This is a genomic window from Acinetobacter schindleri, from assembly GCF_010918895.1.
In the GTDB taxonomy this organism is placed as follows: Bacteria; Pseudomonadota; Gammaproteobacteria; order Pseudomonadales; family Moraxellaceae; genus Acinetobacter; species Acinetobacter schindleri.
Genome location: NZ_CP044483.1, coordinates 1,839,846 through 1,860,058, shown reverse-complemented (window position 1 = coordinate 1,860,058; position 20,213 = coordinate 1,839,846). Strand labels below are relative to the sequence as shown.

Below are 20,213 nucleotides of genomic sequence, written 5' to 3'. Positions count from 1 at the left end.
TTCAATTGAAGTGGTTTTTTATTGGTAATCTTTGTATAGATAAAATTAATTCTATATTAAAAATAAAGGCAGAACATATACTTAATAAAAATTAGGTGGTGTTTCAAAAAGTATGCTGAAAAAAAGCAGGTTGGATTTTGATAAAATAGAGAAATGCGAATAACTCTAGAAATCAAGTGTCCAGCCTGCCTAAGTGACAGTATAAAGAAAAATGGCACAAAAGTAGATGGTAAGCAAAATTACCAATGTAAAATATGCAGACGTCAATTTATTGGTGATCATGCTCTCAGTTATCAAGGCTGTCACTCAGGTATCAAAACCAAAATATTACACCTCATGGTGCGAGGCAGTGGTGTCAGGGATATAGCAGAAATTGAAAGAGTAAGTATCGGTAAAGTTCTACGGACACTTAGCCAATCAAAATATCAACTTCGAGCACAGCAAAGTCATTATGAAACCCTTGAAGTAGATGAGTTTTGGACTTTTGTTGGTCATAAGCAAAATAAACAATGGCTAATTTATGCCTATCATCGAGAAACAGGTGAAATTGTTGCTTATGTATGGGGTAACCGAGATTTAGCCACTGCAAAACGACTTAAATTAAAATTGAAGCAGTTAGGTGTAAGCTATACATGTATATCAAGTGACCATTGGGATAGCTTTGTTACGACCTTTAAAGAATGCAAACAGTTGATTGGTAAATTTTTCACTGTGGGTATAGAAGGCAATAATTGTCGATTACGGCATCGAATCAGGCGAGGCTTTAGGAGAAGCTGCAACTTCTCCAAAAAGCTTGAAAATCATTTCAAAGCCTTTGATTTAGTGTTCTTTTATATCAATAATGGATTCGTTTAATGCCAGCATACTTTTTGAAACACCACCAAAAATTATAGTTTTAATAGGGTAAATTTAAAAATGGTTATTTTTTGTTAAGTTTTGATAGGAAATATTTTTATTTAAACTTTTATTTTGAGCACTTTTGACAATTGTTAATTTAAAAGAAAAGTAAATTGATTTTTATATATTCTTATAGAGTATTTTTAATTAATATGTATAGCGATTTTTTAAAATTCATTAAAGTAAATAAATATGAACGTATATTTATAATAAATTGATTTTAATATGTTTTATAAATTATATTGAAAATAAGTTAAACTATTATGAATTATTGAATATTAATGATAATAATTATTATTTTATAAATTAAATGAGCTATCACTTAAAAATAATGAGCATTTTTGCTAACTTTAGATTTTTGAAATTGTGGTAATTTTCATCAATTGTATGTAAATGGTGAAGAGTGTAACAAAATGTATAGAAATAGAGATGGTAGTCGTCGATCTATGCAGGCGGGTTTCACTCTAATTGAATTAATGATCACGGTTGCGATTATTGCGATTCTGGCAGCAATTGTTCTACCTAATTATAGTAACTATGTTGTAAGAGCACACCGCACAGATGCGCAGGCAGCAATGCTGAATTTGGCTCAGTATATGGAGAGCCAATATAATGCAAGTTTTAGCTACCCTGCCGAAAGTAACATTCCGAGTAGTTTGATGTCACCTACAAATATTAGTGATTACTACACTTTTGATTTTGATGATGATGCCACTTCAGAGCAAAGTTTCAAGATTACAGCAACACCCACCGCCAGACAAAATGATACTCAATGTGGAACACTGACGTTGAATGAACAGGGAGCGAAAACTCCGACCACAAGTGGTTGCTGGAAATGAAATCAAATAAAGGTTTTACCTTATTTGAGCTGATTGTCACTGTGGCTATCTTGGCAATTTTAGCAATGATTGCAGCACCTTCCATGGTGAACTTAATCAAATCAAGCAAAATAAAAACAGCCTCCAGTGCGATTGTTGATTTTATGCAGCAAGCACGCAGCGAAGCTATTCGTACTGGCCGTCCAGTAACGATTTGTGCTAGTTCAAATGCTTCAACCTGTGTTAACACGAGTAAAAATCAATGGAATGTTGGATTGGTGATGCAAATTACCAATCCAGATGCTTCTGTTATTTATTCTGTTTTAAAATTTGATGATCCAAATCTCGAGATTACCGGCCCAAATAATACTGATAGTCGTGTTGTATTTAATAGTGTTGGTGCAACAACGGGAACACCTCGAATTGAAGTGAGTATGACAGACCAAGATAAGTATTCTGTTTGTATTTCTGTTTCCGGTCGAGCTGAAAAAATCAAAGGAATTACATGCCCATGAAAAATTTCAATGCTCAGCAGGGCTTTACTTTATTGGAAGCACTTATTGCCATGTTTCTGACAGCAGGGGCAATATTGGGTCTTGGAATTTTACATATTAAGTCTGTACAACAAAGTCAATTAGCTATGCAACGGACTATTGCAAATATTCAGGCGAATGATCTGGTCGATAGGATGTGGGCAAACAGGTGTTCCCTTTCTACACAGTATGGAAATATTAAAAGCAGTTGGCAAAATCGCTGGAATCCTGCTCAAGCTGGAACCCTAGATACGAACCAAATGGCGATGCACCAAATTTTAAAAAGTTGGCAGGGAACAGTTACACAGCCAGATACAACTAAACAACGCTATGAAGTTGTAATTTCGTGGGTTAATGATAAAGCTGCTGCTGGAACTGCAGTCACCCAACAAAGTTTTACTTATAATTTTACGCTTCCAGTATGTACCACCTAATCATTATTCGGATTTGATCAATGAAAAAAATGTCTTCTTTCAAGCATGCTCAGGCCGGTGTGACATTAGTTGAATTAATGATAGGTCTGACAGTCGGGTTGGTTGTGACTGGTGGAGCTATGGCAATTTTGTTTGGCAACCAAAAAATGCTGCTGGAAAAAGGTAGATTGGACCGTACCCAGGAAGAGTTTCGTTTCGCCATCACAACTATTACCCGTTTAGTTCGTCAAGCAAATTCTTTTTCAGTCCCTGCTTCGAATAATGAGTTGGTAATTAATTTTGACAGTAGTCAAAGAGATTGTTTGGGGGTTTCTAGTGTGTCATCGACCAACAAGCTTAAGTTAGAAAATAATCAGTTGCTTTGTATTCGGAATAATGATCCAGATAAATTCTATGTGTTGGCTAAAAATATAGGTAACTTACAATTTTCTTACGGTATTCAGAAATCGGGTGTTGTGGCCTATACACCATATTTTAAGAGTGATGCTAGTGTCGATACAGTTGTGGAATATGTATGGAATGATATTACGAGTGTTCAAACAAAAATCAGTATTGTGCAGGATGGTTTAGCCAAGCAACCCGTACTTGAATTTATTGCAACCTCTCATCAGAAAAGTAGTACAGCTAACTTATCTAGTGGTGGTAAGTCTCAATTAACTGAAGAAGAATTGAAAAAATTGCTCGAGGAAGAAGCAAAGGCAGACAAAAAAGCAGAGGATGAACTAAAGGCAAAAGAAGAAGCAAAGGAAAAGGAAGTAAAAGATAAGCCAACGAGTATATCAAATCTTACAGACGTTTTATCTTTACTTACAATTCAGATTGGTAGTGAGAGTGAAACATTATTATCTAAATTTTCAACGAATGGAAATCAAAATATTAAATTAGGTACTAATATCAAAATCTACTTAGAAAAGAATAATAATGATTTAAGTGATTGGAAAATTTCTTGGGGGATAGATGGTCAGACACCAGCTAGTGTAACACTACCAGCAGAGGGTGTAAGTAGCAAAACATCAATTTTATCTTTTAATGCACTAGGCGAGAAGAATACTAAATTTTACATTAAAATAACCCCAATCAGCTGTGTTGCATCTTGCAGTATTAAAGAGCTTAACTTTATGTCAAAAGATAATTAGAGATATTTTTTATGAAAAAACAGCAAGGTTTTGTATTGGTTTTTACTATCATTTTGCTTCTCGTTGCAGCGATCTTGGGTTTGTATGCTATGCGTAGTACCATTATGCAGGATAAAATGACCGCAAATATTTATAATAAAACCATTACGACCAATGCTGCGGAACAGGGTGCATCAGTTTTTTTAAGCTGGTTTGAAAAACGCTTAAAAGAGCATGGTTGGCCTACAGATGAATCAGCGAAGAGTGCTTGGAAAAATGATCTACCTTACAGTAACATGGGTAAATTGGAAGCTAATTTTGGGGACAATGGATATTATTGGATTGATCCGAATTATATAAATCCATGTGGTACAAATCCTTGCTGGGATAATGTTAATAAAACGGTTACTGTGTATATTACAGGAAATCTTGTTAAAGATAAGGGTGATAGTTCAGCAATATTGGGAGAAAGCATTTATAAAATCAAGTTGGCGACTTTGGGAGGAGGTAAGCCTTTTTCACTGCCAGAGTTACCAGCAGCGTTAACATTTGCAGGAATTTTAAATGGATTTACAGCTCCAAGTTCAGGTGCTTCAATTAACGGTGGAGATAAATTAGCAGTTGCTACAGGAAATGCTAATGCACAAGATAAAATAATTGCAGATATAAAAAAGAAAAACGAAGATAATTACTCAGGTAAAGATTGTTCAACGCCATGTGTATCCGTTACGGATCTAAAAGATTGGGGCAATGCTGAAAAGGTAAAGAACCTTGCCGATCAATTGGCATCTTTAAAAGAAGCAACGGTTTATAGAGAGAACTATGCAGGTAAATTACCATGTTCAGGCATCATCATTGCATATAAAAACTTAACAATTAGTGGTAATGCATTCAATCAGTGTAGTAAAAAATTCCAAGGTATAATTTTAGCCCTAGGTGAGAAATTTGATGTAAATGGTTCTGGTGGAATGAATATTGATGGGGCTGTTTTTGCAGGTCATATTGAAAATGTAGGAACTACTGAAACACCTAAATTTCAATTTGGAACACAATCTTCTATTATTAATGGCGGTGGTAATTTTATGATTCAGTATAATAGTAAATATTTTGGAAATAATTCAAATACTGAATTTACAGATACGCAACCGACAAGTACCAAAATTCTTTCTTGGAATGATGTATTGTAACTTATTGAGTTAGGTTTGTAGTTGGCCTCAATTTCATTAACTGTTTTTGAGGCTTTATTTTGGGAATGATATTTAAGCCAATTTTTGATAAGTGCTAATTTCAGGCAAAGAATTATCGACACCCACCATATAAGCATGATCAGCTAGCTCCAGCATTTCCTTATCTTCAAGACTATTGCCATAAGCATAAACCGCGACATAATTATCTAAATGATATTTTTCTAAAATCCTGATTTTCTTCTGCGCATTACTACAGTCGGGAGTCTGATAAAACCCTGTTATTTTCCAGGCTTGGATTTCAACTTCGCTACAGAGTAAATCGATATTTAAATATGTGCAGAGCGGTTTTAAATATAAATCCAGAGATGCAGAAACAAGCACCACTTCATGGCCTAATTCTTGATGTTGCCTAAGCTGCTCTAACAGTTTGGGATTTAATTTAAGTAGCAGTTTTTGCGCATAGTCCTGAGCCAATTGCAGAATTTCCTCGGCATCACTGTCTTTAAACATGCTAGCATACAATTTAGGACGCATGCGGTGTGCCGGATAGAAATTTAAATAATAGGCCTGAATCCATGGCAAAATTTGCATGCCACGTTTCACAATATGCCGTTTTCTCAAGGCATAAAAAATGAACCCGGTAAAACTGTCATGCAGATACAGGGTTCCATCAAAATCAAATAAGGCTAGAGTTTTAGATTCTTGATTTTGCGCATGCATGTTTGATATCGACCATCGACGCGGGTAGCAAACCAGTTGGTATTATAATCACGACTTAATTTTGGTCCGGAAATGACCACTTCAGGCATGATGGCATAGATAGGGTCTTTACCGGTTGTTTCCTGATAAAGCTTGCTAACGCCACGATAGGTCATGGTGTCTTCAAAATCTTTCTCTTTTTCTTTCTTTAAATCAGCCCGGATCTGACGTTCAGTAATAATGAAATTATGCTTGGCAAATACATTGATTAATTCACGTTCAGACTGACTTTTCTGAGAGCGGATACTGCCATCCTTGCTATATAGCAAGAGATCGCCATCCAGATCCAGTTCGGCTTCAGTCAGATCATTGAGCATGCTCTGGAAGGCAGCATTACGACTGGAATACATGCCTGAATTATAGTCGGCAAAACGATAGATCGGTTTATCATAATCTGCCGGATACATCATCAGACGATGAATACCATAATACAGACCGCCATACTGACTATACAGATCGGTACGCAGTTCAGCGATATTGCCACCTTGACGCTTATGCTCCTTGGCATAGCTAATATGCACTTGCATCGAACCTAAAGTCGTAATCGGATTAAGCTTTTCGCCGATGTTTTGACCAAAGAGTTTGGCTGCACCCGTCAGCGCACTCACGTGATAATGTTTGGCCATATAGTCAAATATTTCACGATACAGTTCATCCAGTTCACGTTCAGTTTTAACCTTACGCATCTGGCTGAGATAGTTGTTATCCGGAGTGGGATGATTCTTCAGAACATCCTGGAAATATCCTGCAACTGTTCCACCGATACTTTCACCAAGTTTCTCAGTAAATTTTTCTTCCAGACGGCCTTGAACTTCTTTTACTGCTTTTTCGCCCAGACCAGCAACAGTTGGATTTGCGTGGAAATTAGATTCCTGATCCACCACTGCGACAATGGTACAGATATTCTGTTTAGTCTGGGGAATACCCAGTTGTTCGGTAATATCATAGATATCTTTAGCCCATGAATCACGATTGCTGACACGTGATGGAATCGCTTTAGGTATCTGGTCAGCTTCCATAGTTGGCTCATCAGAAGACCACCAGGAACCATTGCCACAGCCAGCAAGACTTAGGGATAAAGCAAGGACAGACCACGATTTAACAGTAAAAATTCGGTGAAGTGTGTTGTTCATGTTGTCTAAATCAGATTCCAGCAGATGAGCGATCAAGGCAGATGCAGTATACTATGCTCATCAACAAAGTGATGAATTTATATGTATATTGGTCCGTATCAACTATCAAATAATTTGATTGTTGCTCCCATGGCAGGTGGGATAGATTTAAATTAAAAAATTATAATTATTATATGTTTAGTGTGTATCCGCATGGTGCAAGGTGCAAAATAGGTGCATCCATGCGGGATATTTTGAAGAATTTACCATTAGTGGTTCATTGCGACCCAGTCTTTCTTAGACTCTTTTTGTATTGATTCGAGCCAGAAAGCCACATCACTTAAATGAACATAAAAAGGTGAGTTTCTTCCATCTGATTTAAATGCAGGAAATGGAAGTGTACATTTATTTGCACGCTTATTTGCCTGTTCAATTGTAAGATGAGGCAAGTAATCCGGCAAGAGTTCTTCGAGTTTGATTACAGGTTTACGATACTTCATGAGTAACATAAAACTGATATCAACTGGATCATCAATTTTCATAGCTGCTCCCATTATGAAATCTCCTTTAAACTTTGTTTTACCGTCTCCGGCAATTCATGCTGTTCGGTATGGGTTGAAAGCATGAGGTAGATTGCATCTACATTTTCTTTATTGATTTGAATGATGGTTGATTCATTCTTACAGGTCATCGGAAGTCGTAAATCTCCCTTAAAACCTTCAGCAAATGTCAAAAATGCTTCTGTTTCTGCCTGGTTTAATACCAGGTCAAAAGGCAATTCTTTATGTAGTTCACCAATAATAAAGTTGGCCACTTGGATATTAGTCATCACGCCAGCTCACCATCTAAAAAGGTAGTTTCATCCCACCAATTAGGGTTTTCTTCCAAATATTTAGAATGTTCATCAGCGGAAAGATTCCATTCCTCAAGAGTGACCGCTTCAGCAATGCACTCACCAACTGTTTCAAATGCTTCAATAGCCTCTCTACGCAAACGTTGAACAACTTGCTCACCCAATTCTTTTGATGGAACAGGGTATAAAATTTCTTCTGAATCAGGTTCTTCGGGAATATTGACTGCCCATAATTTGTTATCTTCCATCACGCCATCTCCACATCTAAATACATTGGGCAACGCAAGTGCATCTCATATTCATCAAATAACACCTGACATGCCGCATTGCCTGTTAAATCTTTCTTTAAAAACACATAGCTCAATGCTTTACGTGTGCCTTTGCCTGAAAATGTTGAGCTACCATCTGCAAGTTCTTTCTTGGTGTATCCAAGCTTTTCGAGCCATAACTTAAAGCCAAGCTCATGCTTTTGTTTAATTCGGAAAATCATCGATATCCCCAGCTATTCACAAAGTCTCTAATGCAATCTTCAATTCCAAACAGATTGACATTCCTGTAGGTCTTAACCCGACCCTTGTACTGCACAAGCAGCACGCGGGTCATTGATGAATACTGGTAACTCATGATGCCTCGCTGTTGTAATCAGCATGTTGCATTGCAGTTTTACGCTCAGCGTAAATTTGCAATAGTTCCTGGTGATCTTCTGGATTGAATTTTGCAGCTGGTATTGCTGGCGCCAGTCGTTCTAAAGCTTCAATCGAATCCATTTCCTGAATGCGGTTAATCAGCATCTTTTTCTTTTGTGTATAAAGCATATCAACTGGATAGCTTGATTGACCGCTACCTGACATCATGTCTTTACAGATTTTGTCCTTAACAACCTTAGTGGCTTGTTGATCAATTTCATCAATCAAACTTGGTTGCACGACTTCAATGACCTCATCTGCGATTGATTCAGGTTCAACCTTAGGCGTGTATTGCTCAGGATCCAGTTCAAGCAATTTATCTTCAGTCAGTTTGCACAAGTGCTGTTGATCTTTTTGATCTAAGTGTCCATTGGCCAGAAATACGTGGCGGAAGGAAAGAACGTCATCAGGATTAGTAAACTGGTCAATTTGTGCTGTGAACTTCTCAATAAGTTTTACGGGGTCAGTTTCAATCAAATCATCGATCAAGCCGTCTTCTGCTATAGCAATCGAACCTTGCTCGGTAATTTGAATATTAGACTGACTTCCAAATGTGTTTTCTTGTGCTATAGCCTCAACGGGCTGAATCACTTCTAGTTCAGGCTGCTTCTCGATATTTGGTATGGAATTACCTGGACCAGCTGGTATGCCAACCTGTTCAGTATCTTCCTTGGCTTTTCGGCTGCGACGCTTCTTTTCAGGCTTGTAATGACTTTCTATCGTCAAAGGGTAAGCAATAGTTCGTCCAAGGAGTTTACCAATTGCTTGTAGCTGTAATTCAGCATTCTCCTGATCCATCTGGGCAAAACCATTTTTTACACATTCAACATACTTGCCAGACAGTGAAGTGAATTGAGTGTGTGCAATGTGATTAGGGTAAACTAGAAAGATTTCCTGATCTTCCACGACGTCATCAAGAGTTAAAGGCTTAGTGAAGGTAATGCCAGCCAACTCCATAGTTTCAACTTTGATAGAGAACTCATAGCCTGGCATTGCAAAGATAGTTGCCGGGAAACGATCCAGATCATCGAAATCCATCAATTCACCAACGGCGCGGCACATAATTTTTCGGCTAGCCATCATTGCCTCAAAAGCTTCTTTGCTATTTAAAATTTTCATGCCATTGATTCCTTTGCTAATTGTTCAATTTCCTGTTGTACCGCTGCCAGTTTGCTGGCTTCAATTTGGTTCAGTGCGTCAATACCCAGGTGCTCACATACTGTTTTTGCATCCAGGCCACGTGCATCAATGAAGTCTTGAAATTCAGCTAATTGTTGATCTGAAAGCCCAAAAAACTCAGCAGGTTCACACCATGCACCACGTTCTTTATCAAATTGACATCCCATTTCTTCAGCACGTGTTTTCAGAGCTGCGCGCATTTGCTTGTAATACGTGTGATTCTTATCAATAGATTCAGTGAGCTGATTTAAGTCACTTGCGTATTGCGCTTCAGCACAGCTTTGAATGTAATTTTCCAAATCTTCTTGAGCTTTGATTGCTGCAAGTTGCTCTGGTGTCATGGTGTTAATGTGATCTTTGGCCTGCTTGATTAAGTCAGCCAGAAACGTAGGACTGGCCTTTAAATCTGGCACCCACACTTCACCAGTTTCACCGCCAAGGCCACCGGCATTCTTAGCGTGATGGGTAGGGCAAGGCTTAAAGCTGATTACTCGGGCATGTTTACCTTCACCAGTGGTAACCGTGGTTAGGTAACCCATGATGTCTGCAATACGGTAAAGCTCATTACGGTTCTTACCACCCAGATCAGGACGATAGATTACCTGGTCGCCGTTCTGGTCTTCTGATGCATGTGCAATGAACACAACATCCTTACCGGCAGAAATCAGCGTGTTCACGTATTGCTTAAAGATGTTATTGGCCAGTCCCTGGGCTTTAAGTTTCAGTGAGCCATCTTTCTGCTTATTGGTACTGTTTAGCATTAGATGAGTCTTGATGCTTTCCAGCATTGCGCCCACAGTATCAATAACCACGGTGTTATAAGGTGCCAGGTCTTGAGGTGTAAGGTTCGCAACATCGGCCCATTGATTCACCTGGACAACTGCACCGCGACGAAGTTCACCGGTACGGTGCGCGCCTTTGTCAAAGTCAAAAGAAATAGCCTTGTCACCTGTAAAGCCAATAGATGTTTTCCCTAAGCCTGGATCGGCATACAGGTAAGTAATAATTGCTGAAACTAGTAAAGGCTGATCAGCTGGAATGATAGGTAGTGCCATGATTACACCTCCACCAAGTTATTTTTTTCAATGAAAGTGGAGAGCAATAAATTGATATTGCGGTGGTCGTTGTAATCAGTGAAGTCGTTATATGGATTGCCATTGGCATCCGTGATCTGGTCAACGGCTAAATTGGTGATTTCAACCGCTGTAAAGTCAGAGCCTGGAACGCCGTAGCTGTCTTTATAGGACTCAAAGTCAAAACTAACCTGTACACGGAAGCCATCAAGCTTTATAACAGCAACACCAGTTTCACCATCGATTTTAAGAGTTTGCACGCCGTATTCAGAAGGCTGGGAATTGCTATAGCTTGGCTTGTATTCAGTTGCTTCCGGTTTAGCAATTAGAGCTAAGGCAGCAAGTGTTAATGCTGAAGAAGCAAGAAACACTTTTGCAGAGTTGAAAGGATTTGATTTTACGTTCATAATTTATTTACTCACTGAGAGAGAGTGGGTTGGGCCTCAGGTAGTTCGCGCTACGCTGGGGCTTTTTGTTGTCTGTGAGATAAAGGTAAGATAACTTACTTTATAAGTCAATACTAAAAGTAATAAAAGTTACTTAATTATTATTTTGTGTTTTAATAGACAAAAGAAAACCCACCGCTGGGGTGGGTTGTTTGGAGTTTACGCACATGAATCAAGAACAAACATTTCAGCTAATACTAACTCTAATCTCAAGAGGAATTGTTGAACCAGAAGATATTGAGAAATTTATACAAGCTATTAATACGAAATGTTTTAAGGGTTGTTAAAGAAGATTTTCAGGCTTTACCCCCTGAACAATTTTACGTGATTGATAGTAAAGCTTTAGCCAATAGTCTCGGTTCTTCTGAGCATCAGATATAGTGATGTTTTTATTTGCGCCCACACCTCTCTCATGATTTGCAATCAAAACCATGAGATCATAAGCAACACGATCTTCTGAATTGTCTTTCATTTGAACCACTTCTGTCATTATTTTCTCCACCCGATCCAAGAGCCGCTCGGGTATGCGGCATTTGTTTTTTGATTTAATTTTATGTATTTTAAAATATAGGTGAGGGGGTGCTTATCACACCCCCTCGGTTTTATGCAAACCAAGTCAGGAATGCGAGTACCGCATAAAGATTTATCTTTACTGATACTCTCAATCCCTTCTTGGTCCGCAACGTCAATGAAAACATGGCATGTACCTTGTAATTCACTGGCGGGCGCCCACCAATATTTATATTGGTGCGTGTATTTATATAGCGCCATGCCGGGCGCTTGCCCTGAAGGTGTGGCCACACCGGAGGGGCGTTCAGCTCAGATTACTGCTTTATTGTCGATCGTGCCTTCGCTTATTTACCCACAAGGTTGGATGGGCGAAACCATTTACACTCAAACAATACTGCAATTCACATCACCTTTAGCGGAGTATCAATCCGCAATTCAGGATTGATGGTCCCGAATACCTAAGCCGCATATAGCGGCTTTTATTTCCACATAGTCAGCGGTGACTTACTCTTTAAACATCTCTGTACAATCCAACAACCTTGCCAATTAACTTACAACCATCTATCAAAGGGATTGTTTGTTCAGGCCAGCTAGGATTTAGAGGCTGAAGGTAAATACTGCCCCCTTCCAAAATTAGCTTTTTAAATGTTGCTTCTGCATCACCCTCACAAGAAACAATAACCAAATCACCCGTTTTTAAATTATCTGGCTGAAAGTCGGGATTTACATAAATTTTGTCACCAGGCATGAACTTTGGAAGCATTGATTCACCTACAACCTCCAAACCATAACCATTCTTCCCACATCTAGGGTTTGGCGGTAGCCATTCTTCAAATTGCGTTCCCTCAGGAACGGACTCAACGGAAGTCCAGTTGCCGGCTTGCACCCAGGAGATAACTGGTATTAAGCGACCTACTAAAGGGATTGGAGAGGAGATATTGGTATCTAAAACAGCACTACCTTTCCCATAAAGAAGGTAGTCAGTAGTAACCCCTAATACTTCAGCTAAAGCCGTTAAGCTTTCATGCTTTGGGATGTTGTCATCTTTTTCCCAATAAATAACTGAAGTTTTGGAAACACCAATTACATCAGCAATTTGTTGCTGGGTGAGCTTTATCTTTTTTCTTAAGGTTTTAAGTCTTGAGCCTAATGTTTCCATAATTTTAAGCCATTTTACTATGTAAGAAATCTTACCATTTGACTAGGTAAGTTTTATGCTGTTTAATAAGGTAAGTTAAGTTACTTTTTAAGAGAATTCTCATATGACCAAGTCAGAAGCATTGAGGCTCCTGGACTGCTCAATAACCCAGCTTGCTGAGCAGCTAGGAATTACCCACAACGCTATAAGCCAGTGGGATGAATCAAAGATACCGCTGGCGCGTGAGTACCAAATTAGAGATCTAGCTAATGGCAAGCAGCCAATCAAACACAGCAAAAAAGTTGCATAGGTGAATTTATGAGTCTTGAAAAGAAATCTACACATGTTCGTTTATCTCCTGAAATCCATGAGCGGGCAAAACTACTTGCCGAAATTAAGGGTAAAGACCTTGCCCAATACCTGGCGTATCTCCTAGAGAAAGAAATCGTCGGTGAGTGGCATGTACTTAATTTACAAGCAAAATCATTCGAGCGCTTGGGATTAACAGCTTTAGTAAGGGATCTGTCTACAGACGTTAGCTTTGGAGAGGGATTGGAAGGGATTCACGGGGATTTAGGCAAAGAAAAAGCCTGACGTGGAAGGTCAGGCTTTTTGTATTCAAAACGCTTGGAGAGCTTTAAATATGAAATCAAATTTAGCACATGAACCACCGCTACCTCAAGGGCAAGTAGTTCATTTCCCAAAAAATGAGCGCAAAGCTATGTCGAATAAAGAAGAGCGCTACACCAAGATGCCTAACACGTTAATTGATAGCCAGATTATGGCTCAGTTAAACGATAAGGCGTTTAAGTGTTTAATGTTTGTCATGCGTCAAACCATAGGGTTTGATCGCGCCTCACATCCAATTGCTATCACTCAATTTCAAAAATATTGCGGTATCAAAAAACGCGATACAGTTATGGCATGTATTCGTGATCTGGAAGAGTTGGGTTTAATCAAAGTTGAGAGAACAACAGGCTGTTTGAATGAATATTTATTCACTCCTGACCAGTACCGCGAAAGGGGACTAGTACCGAATGATGGTAGTACCCTTAAAGGTGATGGGACTAGTACCACCAAACGGGACGGGACTAGTACCGCGAAAGGTGACGGGACTAGTACCGTTGAACGGGGCACTATTAAAGAAACACTTAAAGAAACATTTAAAGAAAACTTTAAAGAGAAAAACGCGCAAGAAAATTCAGTTGATCAGGTATTGAATCTCTGGACACCAGACTTACATTCTCTGAATTCCTGGTTACAACGATCAGGGGAAACTCCGATGACTCAAGAGCTGGTGAATCAGATTTTGCTTGAAGTGAATGCCCATTACGAACCACGTTTGAATGCAGGCTTGATTACAGACACCCAGATGTATTCAAACTTTGTGAAGTGGATCAAACGCAAATTCACGCCAAAAGCACCAGCCTTCTCTGAAAAACAAAATTCAGGCTTAAACGTGAATGCTGCCTGGAACAACCAACCAGCACCGCACCATGCTCCGGTGAATTCAACTGTTGAAATTCCGGAGGACTTCGTATGAACGCAATGCAATCGATTTCTTTTGCTTTGAAACCAGTTCAGGAGTTTTGTGACAAGCATCAGGTCGCTATGGTTCAAGCAGGTCCATATCACAAGTGCCCTAAATGCGCCGTAGAGTATCACGAAGAACAACTGGCTAAAGCACAAGCTGAAGTAGATCGTCAGGTACGTGAAAAGCATTTTTCAGGTGCTCAACTTCCAGAGCGCCATGCTCAGTCAGGTTTTAAAAATTACAACGTTCAACACGCTGGACACCAAAACGCATTGAATCAGGTTGTCGCATTTGCAAAGAACATGATCAACGGCGACAAAAATAACTTCGTGATGGTAGGGCCTACAGGTACAGGTAAAACCCATCTGAGCTGCGCAACTGCAAGAACACTGCTCAACAAGGGCAAGTACGCACGCTACATCACTAGTGAAGATCTGGCACAGCGAATCATGAACGCATGGGATGCACCAGATGCAACTGAAAAATCAGTGATCTATGACTTTACGCAGTACGACTTGCTGATCCTGGATGAATATGGACTGCATGACCGTGATAAGCGCCGGGAGTTGGTTCACAAGGTTTTGTATGCACGTTATGACCGTATGAAGCCAACCATGCTGATTTCAAACTTAACCCTTGAGGAGCTAAAAAAAGACTTGGGTGACCGTCTATGGTCGCGCTTTCAGCAAGGTGGCCTAACCTTGGTGGAATGCAATTGGGCAGATCAGCGTGTAGGGGGTGGGGTGTGAGTGTCGAAGTCCAAGTGACTGCAATTGATCGTCAAGCGCGAACAGTAACCGTAGAGGCTTATCAGGATGCAAGGCGCATCTTCAAAAGCCCAATGCCATACAAAACTGAAACCAGAGCAAGCATTGAATCGTCTTTGAGAAAAGAACTTAAAAATTTTAATCGCCCGTCATGGGGTGGAATGAACATCGTATTCATGTGCCGTATTGGAGATGTGAAATGAAAAATATAAGAGATCAAAAAACAATGGATTGGTGCGAAGAACTGGAAGGCCTTGCATATGCGCCAGTAATCAATCACGGCACTGTTTACGCATACAACAAACATAAATGCCGCTGTGAGTTCTGCAAGGAAGCTAAAGCGATCAGTAATCAGCGTGCTGCTCTTAAGGCAAAAGTTAAGCAGGTGGCGGCATGAATATAACGCTTGAAGATGTACTTGCATTTATTGCTTCAGCTTCACCGTCTGACCTGAGTGATATGGCAGATGAGATGCAAGAGCAGGGATATGAATTTGAATGCCTTGAATGCGAAACGCATGAGTGTGAAGAACATCAATGCAATCACGATGAAGAAATGCAAGAAGTTCGTGATGAGTTCATTAAAGAACTTGTGAGTCGTGGCAATCAGTTTGGGCTAAGCGACATGCTGGAAGAATTTAAGCGTGAGGCTGATCGTATCGGTGCTCGCTTGGATGTGAGAGGTGCCGCATGAACCAATCACTTTCAAAGCTCAATAGCGCTGCCGTTCTAGATCGCGGAATTGATGTCCTACTGGCTGTTAAAAACACTCCAGTAGCAACGGCATCCGAAATTCAGCAGCAAGTTATGCCAAATGTGACGAAGCGTGCGGTACAGCGATATTTAAAAAACTTTGTTCAGATTGGCCTCTTATATACCAAAGTCAAAAATGGTGAAGAGTACAGATACTACCTGACAGGTAAGGCCAAACAGTTATTTGGTGATACATGACCAGCTATTCAATCGCTGAATACAAGAAAATGGTTAAAGCCATCGGGTCGAAAGGGCGTTCCAAGCGTCCTAAGGTCAAAGGCGAAAAAATACCGAATGAGTTTGAAGCGAAACTGGCCAGGGAATTAAAGACTTTAAAAATAGATTTTGAGCAGGAGTTTTATTTTCATCCTGAGCGGAAATGGAGAGCAGATTTTCACTTAATAGGCAAAAAGATATTGGTAGAGGTTGAGGGTGGGATCTGGAGTGGTGGACGTCATACAAGGGGTAGGGGGTATATAGGTGACATGAAAAAATATAACGCAGCAACGATGATGGGTTATCAGGTAATACGGTTTAGTACGGATCAAGTGAAGTCAGGTCATGCGATCCAGCAAATAGAGAAAATGATAGGGGATTGGGGATGAATGCAGCGCTTACAATTATGCAAGCAACAAATTGGGCTAAGTATAGTTTTGAAGAGTGGTCACGTCAGCTAGGAGCTTGGATCAATGGTGATAATGAACGGCTGGTAATGGTTGTGAAGACAATGCCAACTAAGCGTATCACTCAAGAACAGCGTGAAACTTTGCTTGCAATGTATATGAACAATGAAAGCTTAGTGGATCGACTACGCGTAAAGCGTACTGGCACATGCTGTCAGATTGATAATAATGAAGCACGTGCAATTCATAAACTGTTTTTAGATATTCAATCTATTGATGATGAGATAGTTCAGGAGTGGATTGGTGCTATTTGGTCGCATTATGTGATGAATAAATCAATTCGTGATATTGCACTAAGTAACGACACTTACGTTTCTCAAATTCAGCAAGATATTAAATGTGGATTGGCATTCATTAAATCACGTTACCCAAACCTTAAGTTTGAAAAATTCACTAAAAAGCAAATAGGTGGGGTTGAAGAGCTGGGCAGAAATTGTGCTTGACGTGTATATACGGGGTATGGCATATTTGTGCTACAGTCGACGAAGTGTAAGTAAATTGCACTGTTGTTATTAAAGAAAGCTCGCCAAATGGTGGGCTTTTTGTTATTTAAAGGATTGCTATTTTTATATTTAGCTAAAAAGCAGTTTAATAGTATCCACTATGCTATAAGTCGACTCCGTTATCTATTTTAAATAATCAAATGAGAGCGAATGGATGATGAAGATGAGTATGGATGGTGTGAGCTTATATATGCTGAAGCACTAAAACTATATAGACCATCGAAATATGAAGCAGTTAATAAACTCAGATTCCTTGCCTCAATTTTAGAGCTATTTGCTGAAATACGGGATGAGGATGCAATTGTTGAAGTTAAAGCTGCGAATATAAAATTTAAGTTTAGATCTAAGAATTATGTATTTTGGGTTTTTGAAATACCTGATTTTGAAGATAAGAAACAATATCTGGCATATATGTCTAGCCACTTAAGTAAGCTATAGGCTCATCGAAAGGTGGGCTTTTTTAATGCTTAGAATTTATTACCTGAAAAGAAAATTAACTTAAGTTAAACATTTGAAAACAGTTTCTTAATATTCTCTATACTTTCTGATCGAAGCCTTGGTGTTATATTTTCTTTGCGATAAGAAGAAGACGTAATACGAAGAAAGTGACTACAGCACTGGCCCACTTATTTTGACGAGTAAGTGGGCTTTTTATTGTCTGTAAAAAGGCGACCTAAGCCTACTGGAGTGCTGACCAGTGGAACATGCCTTCGAGTAAACTTCCTTCGGGAATCTAGACTAGGGAGTAGCGCCCCGACCTAAAGAGGATTGAAAGCAAGTAAAGCAGACCGTGCATGTTAGGTGTGTGTGATTGTGAGTAGCGTCTGGCCCCGCGAAGAGGGCTGTCTTACCAAGATTTTAATAAGCCTTGTATATAATATTATTATGTATATAATTCGGGCCAGATTCTATGGCTGTAGTTTCTATTAAGTTTCTGCCTCCTTTCCCTATAAAGGAGGTATTTTTTTGTCTGGAGAAAAGTATGCTCCAATTTATATTCTGCTTATTTGGTCTTCACGGTGTAACTGAGATCAGTGATAACCAGAAAGAGTGCCGTGATTGCTTGAAAGAGGTTGGGTGATTATCCCTTGGTCTAAAGAAGCAAATAATTATATTTAGTTAGATAAATTATTTGCTAAGATACAGGTGTATAAAAACAATGAAAGAGATTGTTGACCTGACATGAGCCTGCTTAATTTGGGAGAGTTAAGTGGGTTTTTTTAAATTTCAATATTTAAAGAAGTGTATTAACATTGTTGATATGGCTAGGCTTGCTCAAGCCGACCTAGGTATCATCCTGCTTTTATATGTGAAAGATAGAAGCTTATGAAAATTATTTATAATGTGTCACTTATTATTGCAGCAGTGACTTTGACTGCTTGTGCAGGTACTCCTGATACAGAAATTGTTCACAAGCCTGAGATGATGAAAAAATGCGTGCCTGAAAGTGCAGCAAAATTAGCACGTACGACATTATCGAGCGAGGCTGATATCAAATCAAAAACAAATTCTGAGGTTGTTAGACTGGTTGCACCGGGCCAACCTATAACTAAAGATTATCATCCAGGACGAGTTACTGTAATTGCTGATCCACAAACCCAAACTATTCTTAAGGCATTTTGTGGTTAAAATTTAAATCTATGCATAGAACCTCCTTTGGGAGGTTTTCCCGTTATCACTGTTAAAAGTCTGGGGAATGCACTAGATAACTATTGCGACAGTTCATTATTTTTCTGATTAAGCAGAATATATAGACTGTTGTTAAGCCTGCAACCGATACTTTCTTATTCGGTATGATTAATTTTTTATTCCAACAAGACAGAAACTTATGAAAATTATCCAGAATTTATCTTTAATTCTAGTAGCAGTTACATTGACGGCGTGTGCAAATAATCCTGAACAGATGCCTTCTCATCAACCAAATACGATGACTAGCTGTGTAGCAGAGGAAGCAACCAAACTTGTTGGACAAACTGGTTTATCTGAAGCAGCAATTAAAGCCAAGACTAATGCTGAAATTGTACGTATGGTAGCACCTGGCCAACCGGTAACTTTAGATTACCGTTTAGAGAGAGTTACGGTAGTAACTGACCCACAAACTAAAATTATCGTTCAAGCATCTTGTGGCTAATAGCTCAAGACTGAATAATAAAAAACCATCTTCGGATGGTTTTTTATTGGGTAATATTCATGGATCCAGACCTCTATAAATGCTTAACCGCCAAAGGCCCAATCAAAACCAAACTCCGCAATAAACCTCTACCTAAGGCTAGAGAAAAATATTTAGAAGCTGAAGAAACCTTATTTCAAGAATTAGAAGAATACCGAATTGGCTACAGACGGAAGTTTCAATTTGAATCAACCAAAAATTGGCGGTTTGATTTTTATATTGTGAAGTTGAATCTTCTTATAGAAATTGCGGGCAGTCCATGGGCGGTTGGTCGCGGCGGAAGAAAGATAGCGAATTCATTTAATAAGTATGATCTTGCTGAAGATCAAGGTTATATATTTGTGCGTCTTGAACCCCATCAAATTGAATCGGGTTATGCAATTAACTGGATTCGAAGTCAGTTAGAGAGATTAGAAGATGGAACAGTTCAGACCATTCCCACCGACGGATCTGATTGATCAGGCCGAGGAAGAAGAAGCCATTCGCTTGGCACCGGCACCAGAGCTTAAAGAATGGGTCGTGAATAACTGGCTTACTCTCGGTGGTGAACTACATAACCCCGATCATGATCATATTGCTGAGCTACTTCACGACAATGAGGAGTTTCTTGCATTTGCCTGGGCTTCATCTGCCGCCGTAGCAAAAAAACGTATGGTGCTGGGACAATGTGAAAAGGTCATGTTTAACCAGGGTGGCTGGAAAAAAGCACGTCAGGAACAACAGATGCGGGACTGGTTTGGCTTTGTACCTCAATATTTAATTACTGTTGATGCAGCATTCTGTGAACAGGCTTCGGATCGTGAGTTTTGTCGCCTGATTGAGCATGAGCTTTATCACATCGGTGTAGAACGTGATGAAGATGGTGAAATCATTTATAGCGATATGACCGGACTGCCTAAGCATTACCTGGCTGGCCATGATGTTGAAGTGTTCTTTGGTGAAGTTAAACGATGGGGTGCAGACGAGTCTGTAAAACGACTTTTGGAAATTGCCAAGAATGCGCCGTTTGTATCTGAAACGAGTATTGCCGCGTGTTGTGGGAATTGTGTGATTGGTTAGAGCTG

32 protein-coding genes and 2 pseudogenes are annotated in these 20,213 nt (G+C 39.4%); 23 read left to right on the top strand and 11 right to left on the bottom strand.

Going from position 1 to position 20,213, the window contains the following annotated elements; translation table 11 throughout:
• Nucleotides 1–153 precede the first annotated feature (153 nt).
• From FSC11_RS09025 to FSC11_RS09000, 6 genes are all read left to right on the top strand, one after another.
• Nucleotides 154–855 (top strand): IS1 family transposase, encoded by a 702-nt coding sequence (locus FSC11_RS09025; protein WP_004282341.1) that lies wholly within the window; start codon nt 154–156, stop codon nt 853–855.
• A 488-nt stretch (nt 856–1,343) separates the two neighbouring features.
• The gene (locus tag FSC11_RS09020) at nt 1,344–1,736 is read left to right on the top strand and encodes a type IV pilin protein (RefSeq protein WP_205681833.1); all 393 of its coding nucleotides are present in this window, start codon (nt 1,344–1,346) and stop codon (nt 1,734–1,736) included.
• The gene (locus tag FSC11_RS09015; protein WP_163167756.1) at nt 1,733–2,230 is read left to right on the top strand and encodes a GspH/FimT family pseudopilin; all 498 of its coding nucleotides are present in this window, start codon (nt 1,733–1,735) and stop codon (nt 2,228–2,230) included. The genes FSC11_RS09020 and FSC11_RS09015 overlap by 4 nt, the downstream gene beginning before the upstream one ends.
• Nucleotides 2,227–2,682 carry a type IV pilus modification PilV family protein gene (locus FSC11_RS09010; protein ID WP_163166470.1) on the top strand — a complete coding sequence of 152 codons (456 nt, stop codon included), beginning with the start codon at nt 2,227–2,229 and terminating at the stop codon, nt 2,680–2,682. The genes FSC11_RS09015 and FSC11_RS09010 overlap by 4 nt, the downstream gene beginning before the upstream one ends.
• 20 nt (nt 2,683–2,702) lie before the next feature.
• Nucleotides 2,703–3,818 (top strand): PilW family protein, encoded by a 1,116-nt coding sequence (locus FSC11_RS09005; RefSeq protein ID WP_163166468.1) that lies wholly within the window; start codon nt 2,703–2,705, stop codon nt 3,816–3,818.
• An 11-nt stretch (nt 3,819–3,829) separates the two neighbouring features.
• Nucleotides 3,830–4,984, top strand: a complete 1,155-nt coding sequence (locus tag FSC11_RS09000; protein WP_163166466.1) for a pilus assembly PilX family protein — start codon at nt 3,830–3,832, stop codon at nt 4,982–4,984.
• Between the two features lie 72 nt (nt 4,985–5,056).
• Here FSC11_RS09000 and FSC11_RS08995 read toward each other — a convergent pair whose 3' ends face one another.
• Nucleotides 5,057–5,704 (bottom strand): HAD-IB family phosphatase, encoded by a 648-nt coding sequence (locus FSC11_RS08995; RefSeq protein WP_163166464.1) that lies wholly within the window; start codon nt 5,702–5,704, stop codon nt 5,057–5,059.
• Nucleotides 5,671–6,876: a DUF1615 family protein gene (locus FSC11_RS08990; protein ID WP_163167754.1), complete on the bottom strand. Its 1,206-nt coding sequence runs from the start codon at nt 6,874–6,876 to the stop codon at nt 5,671–5,673. Before FSC11_RS08990 ends, FSC11_RS08995 begins: the two co-directional genes overlap by 34 nt.
• Before the next feature lie 81 nt (nt 6,877–6,957).
• On the opposite strand from FSC11_RS08990, the pseudogene FSC11_RS16510 reads away from it, so the two are divergent.
• A pseudogene (locus FSC11_RS16510) lies at nt 6,958–7,023 on the top strand (hypothetical protein); the annotation flags it as partial.
• A 101-nt stretch (nt 7,024–7,124) separates the two neighbouring features.
• On the opposite strand, the gene FSC11_RS08985 reads toward FSC11_RS16510, so the two are convergent.
• The 8 genes from FSC11_RS08985 to FSC11_RS08950 form a co-directional block, all read right to left on the bottom strand.
• Nucleotides 7,125–7,409 carry a pyocin activator PrtN family protein gene (locus FSC11_RS08985; RefSeq protein ID WP_005104467.1) on the bottom strand — a complete coding sequence of 95 codons (285 nt, stop codon included), beginning with the start codon at nt 7,407–7,409 and terminating at the stop codon, nt 7,125–7,127.
• Complete coding sequence (locus tag FSC11_RS08980; RefSeq protein WP_163166462.1) at nt 7,409–7,684, bottom strand: hypothetical protein; 276 nt, start codon at nt 7,682–7,684, stop codon at nt 7,409–7,411. Before FSC11_RS08980 ends, FSC11_RS08985 begins: the two co-directional genes overlap by 1 nt.
• The gene (locus tag FSC11_RS08975) at nt 7,684–7,956 is read right to left on the bottom strand and encodes a hypothetical protein (protein WP_163166460.1); all 273 of its coding nucleotides are present in this window, start codon (nt 7,954–7,956) and stop codon (nt 7,684–7,686) included. The genes FSC11_RS08980 and FSC11_RS08975 overlap by 1 nt, the downstream gene beginning before the upstream one ends.
• Complete coding sequence (locus FSC11_RS08970) at nt 7,956–8,198, bottom strand: hypothetical protein (RefSeq protein ID WP_163166458.1); 243 nt, start codon at nt 8,196–8,198, stop codon at nt 7,956–7,958. The genes FSC11_RS08975 and FSC11_RS08970 overlap by 1 nt, the downstream gene beginning before the upstream one ends.
• Nucleotides 8,199–8,328: 130 nt before the next feature.
• Nucleotides 8,329–9,513 carry a hypothetical protein gene (locus FSC11_RS08965; protein ID WP_163166456.1) on the bottom strand — a complete coding sequence of 395 codons (1,185 nt, stop codon included), beginning with the start codon at nt 9,511–9,513 and terminating at the stop codon, nt 8,329–8,331.
• A complete protein-coding gene (locus FSC11_RS08960) occupies nt 9,510–10,628 on the bottom strand; it encodes an ATP-binding protein (protein ID WP_163166454.1) in 1,119 nt (372 codons plus the stop codon). Before FSC11_RS08960 ends, FSC11_RS08965 begins: the two co-directional genes overlap by 4 nt.
• Before the next feature lie 2 nt (nt 10,629–10,630).
• Nucleotides 10,631–11,053 carry a hypothetical protein gene (locus FSC11_RS08955; RefSeq protein WP_163166452.1) on the bottom strand — a complete coding sequence of 141 codons (423 nt, stop codon included), beginning with the start codon at nt 11,051–11,053 and terminating at the stop codon, nt 10,631–10,633.
• A 322-nt stretch (nt 11,054–11,375) separates the two neighbouring features.
• Nucleotides 11,376–11,582, bottom strand: coding sequence for a hypothetical protein (locus FSC11_RS08950; RefSeq protein ID WP_163166450.1), 207 nt, complete (start codon nt 11,580–11,582; stop codon nt 11,376–11,378).
• 261 nt (nt 11,583–11,843) lie between these two features.
• On the opposite strand from FSC11_RS08950, the gene FSC11_RS08945 reads away from it, so the two are divergent.
• Nucleotides 11,844–12,047 (top strand): hypothetical protein, encoded by a 204-nt coding sequence (locus FSC11_RS08945; protein ID WP_163166448.1) that lies wholly within the window; start codon nt 11,844–11,846, stop codon nt 12,045–12,047.
• 66 nt (nt 12,048–12,113) lie between these two features.
• Here FSC11_RS08945 and FSC11_RS08940 read toward each other — a convergent pair whose 3' ends face one another.
• A complete protein-coding gene (locus FSC11_RS08940; protein WP_163166446.1) occupies nt 12,114–12,761 on the bottom strand; it encodes a LexA family protein in 648 nt (215 codons plus the stop codon).
• A gap of 103 nt (nt 12,762–12,864) precedes the next feature.
• On the opposite strand from FSC11_RS08940, the gene FSC11_RS08935 reads away from it, so the two are divergent.
• The 15 genes and pseudogenes from FSC11_RS08935 to FSC11_RS08865 all read left to right on the top strand — a co-directional run bounded on the left by FSC11_RS08935 (nt 12,865) and on the right by FSC11_RS08865 (nt 20,208).
• Nucleotides 12,865–13,050 (top strand): Cro/CI family transcriptional regulator, encoded by a 186-nt coding sequence (locus FSC11_RS08935; RefSeq protein WP_163166444.1) that lies wholly within the window; start codon nt 12,865–12,867, stop codon nt 13,048–13,050.
• 8 nt (nt 13,051–13,058) lie between these two features.
• Complete coding sequence (locus FSC11_RS08930; RefSeq protein ID WP_163166442.1) at nt 13,059–13,334, top strand: type II toxin-antitoxin system HicB family antitoxin; 276 nt, start codon at nt 13,059–13,061, stop codon at nt 13,332–13,334.
• Between the two features lie 49 nt (nt 13,335–13,383).
• Nucleotides 13,384–14,283 (top strand): replication protein, encoded by a 900-nt coding sequence (locus FSC11_RS08925; RefSeq protein WP_163166440.1) that lies wholly within the window; start codon nt 13,384–13,386, stop codon nt 14,281–14,283.
• The gene (locus tag FSC11_RS08920) at nt 14,280–15,023 is read left to right on the top strand and encodes an ATP-binding protein (RefSeq protein ID WP_163166437.1); all 744 of its coding nucleotides are present in this window, start codon (nt 14,280–14,282) and stop codon (nt 15,021–15,023) included. The genes FSC11_RS08925 and FSC11_RS08920 overlap by 4 nt, the downstream gene beginning before the upstream one ends.
• The gene (locus FSC11_RS08915) at nt 15,020–15,244 is read left to right on the top strand and encodes a hypothetical protein (protein ID WP_017397995.1); all 225 of its coding nucleotides are present in this window, start codon (nt 15,020–15,022) and stop codon (nt 15,242–15,244) included. The genes FSC11_RS08920 and FSC11_RS08915 overlap by 4 nt, the downstream gene beginning before the upstream one ends.
• On the top strand, nt 15,241–15,438 hold the full coding sequence (locus FSC11_RS08910; protein WP_005266900.1) for a hypothetical protein: 198 nt from the start codon (nt 15,241–15,243) through the stop codon (nt 15,436–15,438). Before FSC11_RS08915 ends, FSC11_RS08910 begins: the two co-directional genes overlap by 4 nt.
• Complete coding sequence (locus FSC11_RS08905; protein ID WP_163166436.1) at nt 15,435–15,734, top strand: hypothetical protein; 300 nt, start codon at nt 15,435–15,437, stop codon at nt 15,732–15,734. The genes FSC11_RS08910 and FSC11_RS08905 overlap by 4 nt, the downstream gene beginning before the upstream one ends.
• Nucleotides 15,731–15,991 carry a Fic family protein gene (locus FSC11_RS08900; protein ID WP_163166434.1) on the top strand — a complete coding sequence of 87 codons (261 nt, stop codon included), beginning with the start codon at nt 15,731–15,733 and terminating at the stop codon, nt 15,989–15,991. Before FSC11_RS08905 ends, FSC11_RS08900 begins: the two co-directional genes overlap by 4 nt.
• Nucleotides 15,988–16,398 carry a DUF559 domain-containing protein gene (locus FSC11_RS08895; RefSeq protein WP_163166432.1) on the top strand — a complete coding sequence of 137 codons (411 nt, stop codon included), beginning with the start codon at nt 15,988–15,990 and terminating at the stop codon, nt 16,396–16,398. The genes FSC11_RS08900 and FSC11_RS08895 overlap by 4 nt, the downstream gene beginning before the upstream one ends.
• Complete coding sequence (locus tag FSC11_RS08890; RefSeq protein WP_163166430.1) at nt 16,395–16,919, top strand: hypothetical protein; 525 nt, start codon at nt 16,395–16,397, stop codon at nt 16,917–16,919. Before FSC11_RS08895 ends, FSC11_RS08890 begins: the two co-directional genes overlap by 4 nt.
• 210 nt (nt 16,920–17,129) lie before the next feature.
• Complete coding sequence (locus tag FSC11_RS08885) at nt 17,130–17,417, top strand: hypothetical protein (protein WP_163166428.1); 288 nt, start codon at nt 17,130–17,132, stop codon at nt 17,415–17,417.
• Between the two features lie 888 nt (nt 17,418–18,305).
• Nucleotides 18,306–18,608, top strand: a complete 303-nt coding sequence (locus FSC11_RS08880; RefSeq protein WP_163166426.1) for an I78 family peptidase inhibitor — start codon at nt 18,306–18,308, stop codon at nt 18,606–18,608.
• Between the two features lie 304 nt (nt 18,609–18,912).
• Nucleotides 18,913–19,110 (top strand): annotated as a pseudogene (locus tag FSC11_RS08875) (I78 family peptidase inhibitor); the annotation flags it as partial.
• A 59-nt stretch (nt 19,111–19,169) separates the two neighbouring features.
• Entirely contained in the window at nt 19,170–19,607 is a 438-nt protein-coding gene (locus tag FSC11_RS08870; RefSeq protein ID WP_163166422.1) for a hypothetical protein, read from the top strand.
• A complete protein-coding gene (locus tag FSC11_RS08865) occupies nt 19,567–20,208 on the top strand; it encodes a putative metallopeptidase (RefSeq protein WP_163166420.1) in 642 nt (213 codons plus the stop codon). Before FSC11_RS08870 ends, FSC11_RS08865 begins: the two co-directional genes overlap by 41 nt.
• Nucleotides 20,209–20,213: the final 5 nt, after the last annotated feature.

Excerpts from the sequence above, each read along its gene's own strand:
- FSC11_RS08925 (WP_163166440.1), top strand. The coding sequence starts at position 13,384 with ATGAAATCAAATTTAGCACATGAACCACCGCTACCTCAAGGGCAAGTA.
- FSC11_RS08935 (WP_163166444.1), top strand. The coding sequence starts at position 12,865 with ATGACCAAGTCAGAAGCATTGAGGCTCCTGGACTGCTCAATAACCCAG.
- FSC11_RS08890 (WP_163166430.1), top strand. The coding sequence starts at position 16,395 with ATGAATGCAGCGCTTACAATTATGCAAGCAACAAATTGGGCTAAGTAT.
- FSC11_RS08905 (WP_163166436.1), top strand. The coding sequence starts at position 15,435 with ATGAATATAACGCTTGAAGATGTACTTGCATTTATTGCTTCAGCTTCA.
- FSC11_RS08880 (WP_163166426.1), top strand. The coding sequence starts at position 18,306 with ATGAAAATTATTTATAATGTGTCACTTATTATTGCAGCAGTGACTTTG.
- FSC11_RS09020 (WP_205681833.1), top strand. The coding sequence starts at position 1,344 with ATGCAGGCGGGTTTCACTCTAATTGAATTAATGATCACGGTTGCGATT.
- FSC11_RS09000 (WP_163166466.1), top strand. The coding sequence starts at position 3,830 with ATGAAAAAACAGCAAGGTTTTGTATTGGTTTTTACTATCATTTTGCTT.
- FSC11_RS08910 (WP_005266900.1), top strand. The coding sequence starts at position 15,241 with ATGAAAAATATAAGAGATCAAAAAACAATGGATTGGTGCGAAGAACTG.
- FSC11_RS08930 (WP_163166442.1), top strand. The coding sequence starts at position 13,059 with ATGAGTCTTGAAAAGAAATCTACACATGTTCGTTTATCTCCTGAAATC.
- FSC11_RS08950 (WP_163166450.1), bottom strand. The coding sequence starts at position 11,582 with ATGACAGAAGTGGTTCAAATGAAAGACAATTCAGAAGATCGTGTTGCT.
- FSC11_RS08865 (WP_163166420.1), top strand. The coding sequence starts at position 19,567 with ATGGAACAGTTCAGACCATTCCCACCGACGGATCTGATTGATCAGGCC.
- FSC11_RS09015 (WP_163167756.1), top strand. The coding sequence starts at position 1,733 with ATGAAATCAAATAAAGGTTTTACCTTATTTGAGCTGATTGTCACTGTG.
- FSC11_RS08995 (WP_163166464.1), bottom strand. The coding sequence starts at position 5,704 with ATGCATGCGCAAAATCAAGAATCTAAAACTCTAGCCTTATTTGATTTT.
- FSC11_RS08990 (WP_163167754.1), bottom strand. The coding sequence starts at position 6,876 with ATGAACAACACACTTCACCGAATTTTTACTGTTAAATCGTGGTCTGTC.
- FSC11_RS08940 (WP_163166446.1), bottom strand. The coding sequence starts at position 12,761 with ATGGAAACATTAGGCTCAAGACTTAAAACCTTAAGAAAAAAGATAAAG.
- FSC11_RS08895 (WP_163166432.1), top strand. The coding sequence starts at position 15,988 with ATGACCAGCTATTCAATCGCTGAATACAAGAAAATGGTTAAAGCCATC.
- FSC11_RS09010 (WP_163166470.1), top strand. The coding sequence starts at position 2,227 with ATGAAAAATTTCAATGCTCAGCAGGGCTTTACTTTATTGGAAGCACTT.
- FSC11_RS08975 (WP_163166460.1), bottom strand. The coding sequence starts at position 7,956 with ATGGAAGATAACAAATTATGGGCAGTCAATATTCCCGAAGAACCTGAT.
- FSC11_RS08960 (WP_163166454.1), bottom strand. The coding sequence starts at position 10,628 with ATGGCACTACCTATCATTCCAGCTGATCAGCCTTTACTAGTTTCAGCA.
- FSC11_RS08885 (WP_163166428.1), top strand. The coding sequence starts at position 17,130 with ATGGATGATGAAGATGAGTATGGATGGTGTGAGCTTATATATGCTGAA.
- FSC11_RS09025 (WP_004282341.1), top strand. The coding sequence starts at position 154 with ATGCGAATAACTCTAGAAATCAAGTGTCCAGCCTGCCTAAGTGACAGT.
- FSC11_RS08985 (WP_005104467.1), bottom strand. The coding sequence starts at position 7,409 with ATGGGAGCAGCTATGAAAATTGATGATCCAGTTGATATCAGTTTTATG.
- FSC11_RS08870 (WP_163166422.1), top strand. The coding sequence starts at position 19,170 with ATGGATCCAGACCTCTATAAATGCTTAACCGCCAAAGGCCCAATCAAA.
- FSC11_RS08965 (WP_163166456.1), bottom strand. The coding sequence starts at position 9,513 with ATGAAAATTTTAAATAGCAAAGAAGCTTTTGAGGCAATGATGGCTAGC.
- FSC11_RS08920 (WP_163166437.1), top strand. The coding sequence starts at position 14,280 with ATGAACGCAATGCAATCGATTTCTTTTGCTTTGAAACCAGTTCAGGAG.
- FSC11_RS08970 (WP_163166458.1), bottom strand. The coding sequence starts at position 8,198 with ATGATTTTCCGAATTAAACAAAAGCATGAGCTTGGCTTTAAGTTATGG.
- FSC11_RS08955 (WP_163166452.1), bottom strand. The coding sequence starts at position 11,053 with ATGAACGTAAAATCAAATCCTTTCAACTCTGCAAAAGTGTTTCTTGCT.
- FSC11_RS08980 (WP_163166462.1), bottom strand. The coding sequence starts at position 7,684 with ATGACTAATATCCAAGTGGCCAACTTTATTATTGGTGAACTACATAAA.
- FSC11_RS08900 (WP_163166434.1), top strand. The coding sequence starts at position 15,731 with ATGAACCAATCACTTTCAAAGCTCAATAGCGCTGCCGTTCTAGATCGC.
- FSC11_RS09005 (WP_163166468.1), top strand. The coding sequence starts at position 2,703 with ATGAAAAAAATGTCTTCTTTCAAGCATGCTCAGGCCGGTGTGACATTA.